This window comes from Microtetraspora glauca (assembly GCF_040656155.1).
Classification (GTDB): Bacteria; Actinomycetota; Actinomycetes; order Streptosporangiales; family Streptosporangiaceae; genus Microtetraspora; species Microtetraspora glauca.
Genome location: NZ_JBFALK010000001.1, coordinates 419,236 through 433,730 on the forward strand (window position 1 = coordinate 419,236; position 14,495 = coordinate 433,730).

Below are 14,495 nucleotides of genomic sequence, written 5' to 3' on the forward strand. Positions count from 1 at the left end.
GCGGTCCTATCCCGTCGAGCCCGGATGTGCCGCGTTAATCCATGCGGAACTACCGCTGAACTTCCGGCTGCTGATCGTTGCTCTTCCTGGGCCTGCGGTACAGCCAGGCGAGTCGGGGCTCCAGCATCCACTTGAACAGCGTGCGGGTCACCGGCAGGCACAGGATGGTGGCCAGGGCGAAGCTGCCGCTGAGGATGGCGAGGACGCCGAGGGGGCCGTTCAGCCACGAGGCGTTCAGCCAGCCCATCTCCTTGCCGATCATCACGGGCACGCCGTGCAGCAGGTACGCGTAGAGCGTGCGCGTGCCGAGTTCGGAGAACCACATCTGGCGCCGGGGCACGAGGGCCATGACGCTGAAGCAGATGACGGTGACCCCCGCGAGGAAGACGACGCGGAAGCCCATGCCGTACCACCACGTCATGTGCAGGTCGTGGTAGCTGGCGTTGAAGTACCACAGGCCCAGCTTGAGGCGGGGCGCGAGGACGTAGACGGCGACCGCCCAGGCCAGCAGGGTGACTCCGGCCAGGATCCGGACCGGGGTGCGCTTGAGCACCTCGAAGTGCTCGGGCTTGAGGACCAGGCCCATCGCGAAGAAGGGCAGCAGGCCGAACACGCGGTCGATGCTGAAATCACCGCTGAGCTGGGACAGGCCGGAGAAGAGGCAGACGACCACCGCGGTGGGCAGCGGATAGCGCATGCGTTTCCACACGGGTGTGGACAACCGCCAGAACAACAGCGCGAGGAGATACCAGTTGAGCCAGTACGGATCGAGGATCGAGATGCTCCACTTGTGCCCGAAGGCCACGCGGAGGAGGTTGTAGCCGAACTCGACGATCACGTACGGCACCAGGAAGGTGTCGACGAGCTTGTTGGTCTTCGCGTTCGAGTTCCAGAAGTTCTTCGACAGGAAGCCACTGATCATCACGAACAGCGGCATGTGGAACGAGAACATGAAGATGTACAGCGCCCGGTTGGCGTCCGCGCCGACCGTGGGGCGGATCGCGTGTGAGGTCACCACGAGCGCGATCAGCAGGAACTTGACGTTGTCCAGGTACGGGTCGCGCCGCTTGGGCTGGGGAGCGGGCTCCTCCTCGGGCTCCTGCTCCTCCCAGCCGGTGGGCGGCCTGACCTCGCCGAAGCCGGACATCCCACCCGGCGCGTACGGCGACGCCTGCTGGGGGGCCTGGGCCCACGCGGGCAGCGGGAGCGGCTCCGGGCTCGGCGGCGGGGGAGCGGCCGGGGCGGCGGGGGGAGGCTCCACCGTGCTCGGTACGGCGAGGCCCTGCGGGACGTCGTGGCCCGCGCGGCGCCAGGGGTCCCACGGGTCGGCGGGCAACTCGGGCCACTGCTGGGCCGGCGCCGCCGGGGGGACGGCGGGCATCGCCTGCGTCGGGGCCTGTCCCTGGAGAGACGCGCGGCGTGACCGCTTGGGCAGTTGGTCCGCGGCGGGCGGCGCGAAGGGATCCTGTACGGGCGCGGCGAGGGGGTCCTGTGCCGGGGCGGAGAAGGGGTCACGCGCGGCCAGGGGGTCCGGTCCGGGCGTGGCGGCGTAGGGGTGCTGCGGCGAGCCGGTGAAGGGGCTCTGCGGGGCGGCCGGACCGAGAGGGTCGGACGCGGGCGCGGGGCCGGAGTCCGCGCGCGGCGTGGAGAAGTAGTCGAACCCCTGGGGGGCCGCCTCGGGCTTCCCCGTCTCAGGGCCGCCGGCTCGCGGCGTGCGCGGCCGGCGCTTGGGCAGCGGCCGGTGCTCGGGATCCGATCCGGCGGACGCGGGGCCGGAGGCCGCCGATCCTCCGGATGCCGGAGATCCCCCGGACGTCGCGGATCCTTCAGAGGTGGCGGAGCCTGGTGTTCCCGAGATCCCTGGTCGCCCCGATGTTCCCGATGGGGGTGCCGACGGAGCCGGTGCCCGGGTTTCCGCCGCCGCCGTCCCGGCCGCAGACCCCGTCGCCGGTCCTGCTCCCGGCCCCGCTGCGGGCGCGGGCGCGGACGGGGTGCCGAAGGACGCGAAGTGTCCGGTGGACGGCGGAGAGCCCTGCGGTGCCCCGAAGCCGCCCCCTGCGGGCGGGGCCGCCCACGCCTGCCGTACGGGCGGCTCGCCCTCCGGAGCCGGAGCGGCGCCGGTGGGCGCACCGCCGCCGGGAGCGGCGGACGGCGGCGGCCACTCGCCGGTGATGCGGCCGATCACGCCGGTGGGTGCGTCCTCGGAGGGATCGTGCGGTTCACCCGGGTTCGCTCCCGGAACGTGAGGGGTTGGGCGAGTGTCAGTCACGGGAGGAAACTCTCAAGGTTCGCCGAGCGGGGGCCGGTGGCTCATTCGAGACGGAGCCTGCGTTCAAGACGCTAGCGCGGACGTCCCGTGCGGTCAGGCGAACGTGGAAGCACGGAATGCGTCCGCTCCGCCCAACCTTAACGCAAGTCTCAACGATCACTCCTGTAACGGACATCAATAATTGCTGTGAACGGCGGACCTCAGCCCTTGCAGATGTCCGTCTCGGAGGTCACGGCGTCGTCGCCCACATTCAGCGCGACCTTGACGCCCTTCCAGTCGGCGCCGACCACGAGCTGGATGATCGGGCCCGCGACCCGTCCGGGCTTGGGCGGGGTCGAGGCGGACGTGAAGGGCGTCGCCGGGCCGGTGGCCAGCTTGCCGGTCTCCGGCTTGATCGTGTTCTCCAGCTTGCCGCTGAGGATCTTGGCCTGGTCCCAGCCCTGGCCGGTGTAGCGGATCATGGTCGTCGGCTGGTCGCTGCCGTCGGGCTTGCGCGCGTCACCGACTCCGACCACTCGGAAGCCTTCGGCGGCCAGCGCTTCGGCGACCTCCTTGGCCTTCCCGCCGGTGTTGGTGCCGTTGAACACCTGGACCTTGACCTGCTCCGGCTTGGTGACGGTCGGGGCGGCGGGCTTGGTGCCGCCGGAGGAGGAGGCGGCGGGGCTCGGCGACGCGGTGACCTCCACGTCGCCGCGGATGCCCGCGAACAGATTGTTCGCGGCCGGCTGCTTCCACTGGACGCGGTTCTTGTCCGCGACGTACGGCTCCCAGGGCACCTTGGTGGCCTTGAACCCCTTGGCGCTGAGCTTGGAGGCGCTCTTCGCGATCTCGAGGAGCGCGTCGGCGTTGAGCTTGTCGTCCGTCGTGACGGAGTCGGCCGTGGCGTTGATGAACTTCTGCAGCTTGCCCCAGTCGGTGAGCAGCCCGCTGCTGGTCGCCTTCTTCACCACCTGCGAGATGAACACCTGCTGGCGCTCGATCCGGCTGATGTCGCCGCCGTCGCCGAGGGAGTAGCGGGCGCGTACGTAGGCGAGGGCGGTCTCGCCCCTAACCGTCTGCGTGCCCTTCTTCAGGGTCAGCTTGGCCTTCTTGTCGTTGACGTCCTTCGGCACGCAGATCTCGATGCCGCCCAGGGCGTTCACGATGTTCTTGAAGCCGGTGAAGTCGACCTTCACGTAGTGGTCGATGGGGATCTGGGTGAGCGTCTCGATGGTCCGGCGGGTGCAGATCATGCCACCGGAGGAGAACGCCGAGTTGATCATGCCGAGGTGCTGCGGGACGATCGCCTTGGTCTTCACGTCGCGGCAGTCGGGGATCAGCACCATGGAGTCGCGGGGGAAGCTGACCAGGGTCGCGCCGTCCCGGTTCGGGGCGACGTGCAGCAACATGATCGTGTCGGTGCGTTCGCCGTCGTTCTCCATGTGCTGGCCGTACTTCTTGTTGTCTCCGGCACGGGTGTCCGACCCGACCAGCAGGACGTTGATCGCACCGGTCGCGTTCTCGGGGCGGTTTATGTCCAGGTCGTCGGTGGACTTGTCGTGCCCGATGCGGTCGAAGGTGTCCCGGTAGATCTTGTACCCGGTGAGCGTGCCGGCGACCATGACGGTGGTCATGGCGATGCTGGCCCAGCCGAGCACGCCCAGGCCACGCTTGCCGCCGCCCGAGTCGCCGCGGCGGCGTGACTGCGGCCCGCCACCGGGAGGGCCGGTCGGAGGGCCGTCGCCGTTCCGGCTCGTGGCCCGGCGCGATCCCCGTCGCGAGGCGGCGGTGGTGGCGGCGTCGCCGTACGCGTCGTTCCTGGCCATCTCGTAGTGGTCGTCGAGGCGGACGCCGTGCCCGGTCCCCTGAGCGTCGCCCTGCGCATGTCCCTGCGCATGTCCCTGCGCATGTCCCTGAGCATGGCCACGCCCGTCTCGCTGGGGGTGGACCTGACCGCCGTCGGGCTCGCCGTCGTGGCCGTCGTCGGACGCGGCCTCGTTCCCGGCGTCGTTCCCGGACTTGCGCCGGCCCCAGAGCTTCTTGCGCGGTTCCTCGTCGTCGGGTTCGTCCCAGGGGTCGACGTTCGAGCGTCGGCCCCAGCGTCGCTTCGGCGGGTCGTCGAGGTAGTCGTCGTCGGGCTCGCGCTCGCCCCAGGGCCCGCGCTCGGGCTCGGGCTCGTCGTACTCTTCCTGCGGGTATCCGTGCTGCTGGTAACCGGGGTCCTGGTAGCCCTGCTGGTACGCCTGGTCCTGATAGCCCTGGTCCTGACGGGAGCGGCCCTGGTGCCCCTGCTCCTGGTAGCCCTGCTCCTGGTGGCCCTGGTCGTGGTAGCCGTGATCCTGGCGGCCGGCGGGCCCGGCGGCTCTGGCTCCGCCCCTGCGGCGGCCGCGCGGAGCGTCCTGGGCGTCCTGGTAGGCGTCCCGGCGCTGGTCCTGGTAGCCGTCCTGGCGCGGGGCGCGATCGTCAGGCCCGCGCCGATCGCCTGAATAACGGCCCTGCGGGTCGTGCTGGCCATGACGGTCGGGCTGCCCCTGACGGTCGGGCCGGCCGTAGCGGGCTCCCGACTCCTCGCGCCCCCAGACGCGCTGGCCGGGCTGCTCGGGCGTCCCCGGAGGCTGGCGGCGGCGGTCACTCATGCGCCCCTCCTCGTCGCGGGACGCGCTGGACGTGTGGGCGAACAGCCGGGCTGACTACTGCTTCGCACGCACACGTGTCCTCCTTGCTTTACGGTCCGTTGACCGAGAGCATGACTGCTCATCGCCGAGGCTAGGTCACGTACGCGCGGGCGGGCGCCGTGATCGCTGATTTTGGACGTGACCAGTCTTTTGCATCGACGGGGGTGATCCAGCCGGAAGCATACTCAAACATAGATATTTCGGGGTATGTCAAATAGCTGAACAATGTCCGACTCTCAGGAACCGTCCAGGTCCAGGGCCCTCTGGCATACGGAAAGTCGATGAAACCGGACATGAGTTCGATATGGCGCCGATGCGGCGGCCGGGATATCGGGATGTGATCGGGATGCCGGGATAAGGATCAACGCCGGGAACGCGGCCGCACCATGAGCGCGGCGGCCAGGCAGGCCAGCGGGGTCGCGGGCAGCACGTAGCGATAGTCGAACTCCGCCGTCGCGGCCGGGATGAGCAGCAGCAGGCCCGCGACCGCCCAGGGCACCGCCCATGCCGCGCGCCACGCCTGCGCCCTGCGGGATCCGGCCCCCGTGCCCTTCGACGGAGCCAGGCGCCGTACGGCGAAGCGCGCGACGGCGACCAGCGGGGGAAAGAGGAGAACGGGCAGGAGCAGCACGCCGGGCAGGAAGGCCACGCTCTGGTAGGCCCGCATGACGCCCGCGTACGGCTCGACGACCCGGGTGCCGATGGGGCCCCGCTCGTACTGCTCCGCGAACCGGGTGCCGACGATCGCCGGATGGCGCCCCGGCGGGTCGGGGGTGTCCGCGGGGAACTCGTAGTACCCGTACGTCTCGGCGTCGGGATAGACCGGCCGCCCCCACGCGAACGACCGGGCGAGCTCGTCCAGGGTGGTCGCGACGTAGTCGAGCGGCTGGCTGCGGATCGCCAGCCAGGCGAACCGTCCGGCCAGCGCGTCGGTCTCGCGGAGGAACGTGATGCCGGGCAGCCGGACCAGTGGCGCGTCCGGGTCCCAGATGTACTCCTGCGACGGGGGCCTGCGGGCCGGGGGCCGGTCGTCGCACAGCACCGCGAGGTCGGCCGGAGGCCGCATGACCGCGCAGTCCGCGAACGACATGGTCCGCGCGTACAGGAAGACCCCGTTCGCGCCGATGAGCCCCACTCGGTGGTGGGCGGCCCAGAACCAGCCGCCGTAGGCCGCGACCGGCACCAGCGCCGCCGCAAGGAACACACCTGTCACCCGCCACGGCATCCGGCCGCGCCGTACCCGCCCGCTCGCTCTCCCGGTGCCGGTCCCGGTGCCGCCGTCGACCGCGCCGCCAGCCGTGCCGCCGGCCGTGCCGTTCCCCGCTCGGGCGGCGCGGGAGCCGAACCACAGCAGGAGGATCCCGAAGGCGGCGATCAGCGGGAGGGCCACGGTCCTGGTCAGCGTCGCGGCGGCCAGGAGGAGACCGGTGGCGAGGGCGGTACGCCAGGTCAGGGGGCGCAGCGTCAGGCAGACCGCGGCGACGATCAGGAACGTGAACAGCGAGTCGGAGACGAGCAGATGTTCCAGCTGGATCTGGTACGCGTCGAGCAGGACGGGGGCCGACGCCAGGGCGCCCACCCAGCGCGGCCTGCGCCGGCGCACCACGGCGAGATAGATCATCACGCCGGTCAGCAGACCGAGCAGGTGCTGGGCGAGCGTGACGAACCCGAAGCCGTGCAGAGGCTCGAACAGCCGCAGGAACATCGAATAGCCCGCCGGACGGACCAGATCGGGCTTGGGCCGCATCGCGGTCACGACGTAGCTGTAGGAGTCCGGGAACCAGAGGGCGGGCCGGTATCCCAGCATGGTCACGACGCGTAGCGCGGTCCCGAGCGCGAGCACGCCCAGGAACCACCTGTGGCGGCGAGCCCACGGCGCGACGCGCCCCACCATCGACACCCTGACTCCCCGTCCCCCGGCGTTCATCCCGGCGTACGCTACCGGCCGGCCACGACACATCGTGCCGCGCCGCGTCCGGCGCCGAGGCGCGTGGGACGGTCAGCCGCGGGAGGCCGTTACGCTCGGCTCATCCCAACGCACTGGTTTGGCCGGCTCCGGCCGCGAACGACATGGCCCTCGGCGGGCCGGGTGCTCGCCGTCTGCTCCGCCGTGCCCGCGCTCGCCCTCGCCGGGTGGCTGCTCGCCGGGTTGCCGCTGCTCCTGCTCGGCTGGTTCCGGCCGCTGCCCATGGCGCTGCTCGGCGGGGGGACGGCCGTCGTCCTGTGCTGGTGGGGCCTGCGCCGCCTGCCCGAGACCGTGGACGCCCTGGCGTCGCACACGGCGGCGGTGATCGGCATCGCGCTCGGATCCGGCCTGTTCAACGGGTTCCTGCGGGCCGAGCAGCTCTTCGTGCGGCGGGACCCCGCGACGTACGCGCAGTACGCGATCTGGCTGGCCCGGCACGGGTCGCTGCCCATTCCCTACGGCGACTTCGGCGGCCCCGATCCCGCGCTGCGGTTCGACAGCATGGGGTTCTACGACTTCCACGGCGCGATCGTGCCCCAGTTCATGCCGGGCCCGCCGATGCTGGACGCCGTCGGCTACTGGCTCGGCGGCGTGCCCGGTCTCCTACTGGTCCCGCCGGTGCTGGGGGCGCTCGCGGTGCTCGTCTTCGCCGGAACGGTCGCCCGCCTGGCGGGAGGCCGATGGGCGCCGCTCGCGGCACTGGTCTTCGCGGTCAGCATGCCGATCATCTACACGTCGCGGACGACGTTCAGCGAGATGCCGTCCCTGATCCTGCTGTTCGGCGGCATGGCGCTGCTGCTCGACGCCCGGCACCGGCTCCGGGCCGGCCACGGCGCGCTGCTCGTGGCGGGACTGGCCGGGCTCGTCTTCGGACTCGCCCTGCTCGTGCGGATCGACGGCCTGCGTGACGTGCTCCCCGTCCTGGCGTACGCCGGGCTGCTGATCGCGCTGCGCCGCATCTCCGGACCGCCGCCCGAAAGCCCGCCGCCGGCGGCGGGCGGTGCCGCGCGTCCCGAACCGGCCCGGCGATTTCCGGACGGCCGGTTGGGCGTGCCGCTCCTGGCCGGGCTGGCGCTGGGCGGGTTCTGCGGGTTCGCCGCCTGCTACCTGCTGGCCCGCCCCTATCTGGAATACCTCTCGGGGTCGTTGCTGCCGCTGCTCGCGATCTGCGCCGTCGTCGTCCTGGTCACCGTCGCCGGTACGGCCCTCGCCCCCCGAATCACCCTCCGAATCGCCCCTCGGATCGCTGCCCGGACCGGCTCCGGGCGGGGACCGGCGAGCCCCGGGCGGCTCGGCCGGGCGCCGCGGTGGTTGCCCGGGATGCCAGGCTCGGCCGCCGCGCTGGTCGTGCTCGTCGTGGCCGGCCTCGCCGTACGGCCCTGGCTGCAGACCGTGCGCCGTGTGGCGGTGACCCCGGAGGACCTGCTCACCGCCGACTTCATCCAGCAGGTCCAGCGTGCCAACCATCTCCCGGTGGACGGCACCCGGCTCTACTACGAGCACTCCCTCTACTGGGTGATCTGGTACGTCGGGGTTCCGGTCGTCGTCCTGGCCACGCTCGCCGCCGCCGTTCTCGTAGGGCGCCTGGCACGGGGACGGGGCCTGGCGTGGCTGCTGCCGCTGGCGATCATCGGCTGGACGACCGCGACCACGCTCTGGCGCCCCGCGATCACCCCGGACCATCCGTTCGCGGCGCGCCGGCTGGTGCCCGTCGTGATCCCGGGGCTGATCCTGCTCGCCGTCTTCGGCCTGCGGTGGCTGCGCGACCGCCTCGGACGCGCGGGGTACGGCTCCCGCCTCGCGGTGGCGGCGGGCGCCCTCCTGCTGGTGGTCCCCCCTGTCGTCACTTCGATCGGGACCGCGTTCTCGCCCGTCGAGCGGGGCGAGGCCGCCGCCGTCGCCCGGATGTGCGCGGCGATCCCCCGCGACGCGTCCGTGCTGATCGTGGAGAGGGTCACCGGCGACAGGTTCACCCAGCTCGTGCGTGGTCAGTGCGGCGTCCCGGCCGCGCGGATCAGGAACCCCAAGGGGTCGAGCGTGGCGCTGGAGACCGACGTCCGCAGGCTGATCGACCGGGTGCGGGCCACCGGCCGCCGTCCCGTGCTGCTCGCCGCCGAGCAGCCCCAGCTCATGCGGTACGGCAAAGCCACGCAGGTGCTCCGGCTGCGCACGCATCAGGACGAGCGGTCACTCGCCGGTCCTCCCGACGCCGTCTGGTCCCTCGCGGCCGACGTCTGGATGGCCATACCCGTGTGTCACGGCCGGTGGCGGGAAATGTCATGTTTATCGGGTTAAGGTCGGCGGATGGAGTGGCGATCCGAGCCCACCGAAGCCGAGGAATTGTCCTTCGGGGGCGACACCGACCGCGAGCCGCGGCTGTCCGCCTGGGTGCGGTCCCACACGAGGGCGGTCATCGTCGCGATGTCGTCCGTCGTCCTCCTGGCCGCGCTGGGTGCGGGCGGCTGGTTCCTCTACCGCCAGTCGCGGCTTCCTGAGGACCCGCCCGCGGGCCCCTGGCCCCGGCAGGTGAAGTTCGTCGTCGACATGTGCGGTGGCAGGCGGCCCTACGGATCCTGCCCGGACGGCGATCCCGCCACCACGCGGCAGGTCCGGGCGGTCGAGGAGAAGCTCCGAACCCTCCCCGATGTCACCGGGGTGACGTTCATCGGCAGGGACGAGGCGTACGCGAAGGTCGTGGCCTTCTACCGGGCCGAGGGCGATGCGGTGGACATCATCAACAAGGAGGCGTTCGCGGATTCCTTCGAGGGCGAGCTGAGAAGCCCGGAGGTCTTCGCCCGGGTGGCCCACGAGGTGGGCTCCCTCCCCGGCGTGGGCGTCGTACGCCGCGCGCCGATCAGCTTCTGGCTGGGCAAGGCCGACGTCTCCGTCGAGTTCTGCACCGCGACCCTGCTGAACGAGAACTGCGGTGAAGGCCCGGCCAGCGAGCGGCAGAAACAGGCCGTGCTCGACCGCCTGCACGATCTGGCAGGGGTACGGACCGTCTACTTCGCCGATCGTGCGCATGGGCTCAAGGAACGACGCGCGTACGTCGCGGGCGGGCCGGAGGACGGGGCCACCATGCGCGAGGAGGACGTCCCCGAGTGCTTCTACGTGAAGCTCGACGACCCGGGGCAGGTGAGGAGCATCCAGAAGGCGCTGGAAAAGATGCCCGGAGTTCTCACCGTCTGGCCGGTCTCCATGTGATCGTCGCCGGTCCCCATGTGATCGTCGTTCGCCGATCGTGTCCGGGGTCTCGCCGCCGTGGGTGAAGCAGGCGTGCGACCCGGCGTGGGTGCGCGCGGCTTCGGGTGGAACCGGCAGTGGAGGAACACCCCTCTCAGGGAACGATCACGGCGCTAAGGTCTGCGCATGGATTTATCGGCGGATACTCCGGAAACCGAGGAGTTGTCTTTCGGGCCGGACTCCGTTCGGGAGCCGGAACCGGCCACCGGGGGTCTGCGGGGCCTCGGTTCCCGCCTGAGGGCGTCGCGGGTGTGGAGACCGGGAGTGTGGAAGCCGATCGCGGCGGCCGCGTCGATGGGCCTCCTCATCGTCGGAGCCGTGGCCGACGGTCCCGGGCGCCTCGTGCCGCTGCTGCCGCCCCCCGACGGCCCCTGGCCCGAGACCGGCACCTTCTCCGCCTTCCTGTGCGATGAGAAGCCCAGCGTGTGGCGAGCGTGCCAAGTGCGCGAATCCGTGCCGCTCACGGATGGGGAGAAGGCGGCCATCGAGGTGGCGCTCGCGGCGATGCCCGAGGTCACGGGCTTTCGGTTCGAGACCCGCGAAGAGGCCTTCGCGAACCTCAAAAAGGAGCGCGAGACCGGAATAGGGGTCGATGTCGCTTCTCGTGCGGTTCTCGACACGATGGACGCGAGCGACATGCCCGAGTCCTACAGAGGAGAGCTCGGCCCGGGGGACTGGCGCGCGGCGATGGACCGGCTCGAGAACCTTCCGGGAGTATCCAACGTGTCCGCCAACCTGGACAGCTTCTGGGAGGGCAAGGCCGATGCCGTGGTCGCCATGTGCCCGAGGAAGGTTTCCGGGATCCCGGCCTGCGAAGCGCGCGGCCGGGCCACCGAGAGCGAGGAGCAGGCCGTCAGCGGCCGGATCCGCCGGCTGCCGGGTGTCGAGAAGCTCTACTTCGCGAACTGGATGCGCGCGCTGCGAGAGTTCCAGCACAGCTCGTGGAAACCGATCGGCTCCGTCGCGGAGCGCTCCTTGGCGCCCGACGCCTTCTATGTCAAGCTCGCCGACCCCTCGACGTATCCGCAGGTCGAGGAGGCGCTCACCGGTATGGCCGGGGTGGCCTTCGTGAAGAGGCTGACCATGCCGTAGCGCGTCGCACGAGCCCGCGCCGTAGGGCTTGGTTCGCTGTCGCCGTAGTTGTCCCTGGCAGGGTTCGTGGCGTGAGTGACCCATGCTGCCCGGCCGTCGCGCGGATCGAGAAGTCGCTCACCGGCATGGCGGGCGTGGCGCAAGTGACACCGGTGGTCCGGCCGTAGCGGGCCGGGGACCCTACGAGATCGTGATGTGGGGTCGGGGGTCGCCGGGGCAGAGTACCCTTGCCGGACGTGAGCACGCCCGATACCTCTGGAAGCGCCGTGATCCCCGCCGAAACCCCATACGTGACGATCGTCCTGCCCTGTTACAACGAGCAGGATCACGTGATCGACGAGGTCGAGCGCATCTGCGCGGCCATGGACGCCAGCGGTTACACCTACGAGCTGCTCGCCGTGGACGACTGCTCCAGCGACGAGACGCTCGCGCGGCTCCAGGAGGCGGCGCCGCGTTTCCCGCACATGCGGATCAAGGCGTTCCACCGCAACGGCGGATCGGGCACGGTGCGCAGGATCGGCTCCCAGGAGGCCCGGGGCGAGATCGTCGTGTGGACCGACGCCGACATGACCTACCCCAACGAGCGCATCCCCGAGCTGGTCGGCATCCTGGAGAAGGACTCGACCATCGACCAGGTGGTCGGCGCGCGGACCACCGAGGAAGGCTCGCACAAGTTCCTGCGGGTGCCCGCCAAGTGGTTCATCCGCAAGGTCGCGGAGCGGCTCGCCGGGCAGAAGATCCCCGACCTCAACTCCGGCCTGCGGGCGTTCCGCAAGTCGGTCGCCAAGCCGTACCTCCGGCTGCTGCCGCCCGGGTTCTCCTGCGTCACGACGATCACGCTGTCGTTCCTGTCGAACCAGCACGACGTCTACTACCTGCCGATCGAGTACAGCAAGCGGGCCGGGAAGTCGAAGTTCAGCTTCATCTCCGACGCCTACCGCTACATCCTGCAGGTGCTGCGGATGGTGATGTACTTCAATCCGCTCAAGGTTCTCATGCCGCCCGCGATCTGGCTGGTCGGCATCGGCGTGGTGAAGGGGGTCTACGACAACATCAAGACCCCGTTCTACCTGGCCGGCAACACGACCGTGATCTTCATTTCCGGCCTGCTGATCGGGTCGCTGGCATTGCTCGCCGACCTGATCGTCCGCTCGCGTGCCGAGTGACGCGATGAGGATCGCGATCGTCGGCCCGACCTACCCCTACAAGGGAGGCGGCGCGCAGCACACCACCGAACTGGCCCACCGGCTGCGGGCGCGTGGCCACGACGTGGTGATCGAGTCGTGGAAGGCGCAGTACCCCTCCTTCCTCTATCCCGGACAGCAGACGATCGACACGCCGGAGGGCGAGCCGTACCCCGAGACGCGCCGCGAGCTCGACTGGCGACGGCCCGACGGCTGGGTCCGCCGCGGACGGCGGCTGCGCGGCGCCGACCTTGTGATCCTGGCCGTCCTCAGCCCCGTGCAGGTGCCCGCCTACCTCGGCATCCTGTACGGCCTGCGCCGCCGGACCCGGGTGGTGGCGCTGTGCCACAACGTGCTTCCGCACGAGAGCAAGCCGTACGACCGGCCGTTGATGAAGGCGCTGCTCGCCCGGGTCGACGCGGTCCTGGCGCATTCGGAGCAGCAGGCGGAGCTGGCCCGGGGACTCACCGGGGTCCCGGTGGGGGTGTCCGCGCTCGCGCCGCATCTGCCCGCGCGCGGCCTCCCGGCCTCGCGGGAGCGCGAGCCGGGGCGCGAGCTGCTCTTCTTCGGCATCGTCCGGCCGTACAAGGGGCTCGACCTGCTGCTGCGGGCGCTCGCTCGGGTGCCGGACGTGCGCCTCACGGTCGCGGGCGAGTTCTGGGGCGGCCTGGAGGAGACCAGGGCGCTCATCGGCGAGCTCGGGCTGGACGACCGGGTCGAGCTGCGGCCGGGGTACGTCGCGGCCGACGACGTGCCCGGCCTGTTCGCGCGGGCCGACGCCCTCGTGCTCCCGTACCGCTCGGCGACGGCGAGCCAGAACGTGTGGCTCGGTCACGAGCACGGCGTCCCGGTCATCGCGACCAGGGTCGGCGCGCTTCCCGACAACGTGACCGACGACGTGGACGGCCTGCTCGTCGAGCCGGGCTCCGTGGACGCGCTCGCGGACGCGATCACGCGCTTCTACGAGCCGGGTACGGCACGGCGGCTGGCCGATGGGGTCAAGGCCGTCGATCCCGAGCCCTTCTGGGACACCTACGTCGACACGCTGCTCGGCCTTTCCTGACCGAGCGGGAGGGCGGGACGCGGCAGGGTGCGGGCGAGGAGGAAGCCGAGCCCGGCCCAGGCCGCGTCGCCCAGCGTGAACGCCACCCGCGACACGACGGCGACCACCAGGGCCCTCGGGGTGTCCAGGACGGGCGCGAGCGCGACGACCATCGCCCCTTCGCGTACGCCGATGCCCGCGGGGACCACGACCGTCAGGATGCCGGTCGCCCAGGCCAGTGCGTACGCCCCGGCGGCGACGGCGTAGAGCGTGAGCCCGCCGGACCGCATGTCGGCGACCAGGACCCACAGGTGGATGCCGTAGCAGAGCCAGCCGATCATCGTCCAGGTGGCCGCCCTGAGCATGTCCGCACCGCTCAGCACCCGGTCGAGGGGCTCCTTGCGGGCGATCCTGAGGGCGAGGTTCAGGCCCCAGGTGAGTACGCGGGGGTGCAGGCCGACGAGGATGAGCGGGATCAGCGCCATCAGGTGCCACGCCTGACCGGCGATCTGCCGGGAGAGGGTGGCCGCCGCCAGCGTGAGCGCGCAGCCGAGCGACGTGACCAGGGCGAGCGCCGTGGCGCTGAACGTGCGCCGAGGGGGCGCTCCGTGGTCGCGGGCCAGCTCCATCATGGCCGCGAACGCCCACACTGAGCCGGGGATGTACTTGCCGAGTTGCCCCACGTAGAGCACGCGCGCGGCCACACGGAAGGGCAGCCGCGAGCCGATCCCGCCCAGGACGGCCATCCAGGCGAGCAGCATGAAGGCGTAGCTGACGAGTACGGCGGCGAGGCATCCGGCCAGCGACCACCACGACAGCCGGACAAGCGCGGCCGAGGTGTCGGTCCAGTTCCTGGCCAGGCCGTACCCGAGGAAGGCCAGCGCGACCAGGGCCAGGAGGCCCCTGAGCAGTCGGCTCGACCGCAGGCGGCTCAGCATCCGCCAAGAGTACGGCCCGAAGCTACCGTTTGGTAGGGGTGGGTTGTCCACAAGGTGGGCCGAGCCCGCCCCGGCGCGCCGGTACTGTTGGGCGGCGTGGGAAGCGG

General features: G+C 71.2%; 9 protein-coding genes. 5 read left to right on the plus strand and 4 right to left on the minus strand.

Going from position 1 to position 14,495, the window contains the following annotated elements:
• Window positions 1-49: 49 nt before the first annotated feature.
• From AB0I59_RS02000 to AB0I59_RS02010, 3 genes are all read right to left on the minus strand, one after another.
• A complete protein-coding gene (locus AB0I59_RS02000; protein ID WP_358129098.1) occupies window positions 50-2,185 on the minus strand; it encodes an acyltransferase family protein in 2,136 nt (711 codons plus the stop codon).
• A 284-nt stretch (window positions 2,186-2,469) separates the two neighbouring features.
• Entirely contained in the window at window positions 2,470-4,884 is a 2,415-nt protein-coding gene (locus AB0I59_RS02005; protein WP_358129101.1) for an LCP family protein, read from the minus strand.
• 400 nt (window positions 4,885-5,284) lie between these two features.
• Entirely contained in the window at window positions 5,285-6,850 is a 1,566-nt protein-coding gene (locus AB0I59_RS02010) for a hypothetical protein (RefSeq protein WP_358129104.1), read from the minus strand.
• 162 nt (window positions 6,851-7,012) lie between these two features.
• Here AB0I59_RS02010 and AB0I59_RS02015 point away from each other — a divergent pair, with 162 nt between their 5' ends.
• From AB0I59_RS02015 to AB0I59_RS02035, 5 genes are all read left to right on the plus strand, one after another.
• Complete coding sequence (locus AB0I59_RS02015) at window positions 7,013-9,184, plus strand: hypothetical protein (RefSeq protein WP_358129107.1); 2,172 nt, start codon at window positions 7,013-7,015, stop codon at window positions 9,182-9,184.
• Window positions 9,185-9,193: 9 nt separating this feature from the next.
• Window positions 9,194-10,093: a permease-like cell division protein FtsX gene (locus AB0I59_RS02020; RefSeq protein ID WP_358129110.1), complete on the plus strand. Its 900-nt coding sequence runs from the start codon at window positions 9,194-9,196 to the stop codon at window positions 10,091-10,093.
• Between the two features lie 303 nt (window positions 10,094-10,396).
• Window positions 10,397-11,224, plus strand: a complete 828-nt coding sequence (locus AB0I59_RS02025; protein ID WP_061253428.1) for a permease-like cell division protein FtsX — start codon at window positions 10,397-10,399, stop codon at window positions 11,222-11,224.
• Between the two features lie 236 nt (window positions 11,225-11,460).
• A complete protein-coding gene (locus tag AB0I59_RS02030; RefSeq protein WP_061253707.1) occupies window positions 11,461-12,390 on the plus strand; it encodes a glycosyltransferase family 2 protein in 930 nt (309 codons plus the stop codon).
• Window positions 12,391-12,394: 4 nt separating this feature from the next.
• Window positions 12,395-13,471: a glycosyltransferase family 4 protein gene (locus AB0I59_RS02035; protein WP_358129515.1), complete on the plus strand. Its 1,077-nt coding sequence runs from the start codon at window positions 12,395-12,397 to the stop codon at window positions 13,469-13,471.
• Here the strand turns inward: AB0I59_RS02035 and AB0I59_RS02040 are convergent.
• Window positions 13,441-14,388 (minus strand): lysylphosphatidylglycerol synthase domain-containing protein, encoded by a 948-nt coding sequence (locus AB0I59_RS02040; RefSeq protein WP_358129114.1) that lies wholly within the window; start codon window positions 14,386-14,388, stop codon window positions 13,441-13,443. The genes AB0I59_RS02035 and AB0I59_RS02040 overlap by 31 nt on opposite strands.
• Window positions 14,389-14,495 lie beyond the last annotated feature (107 nt).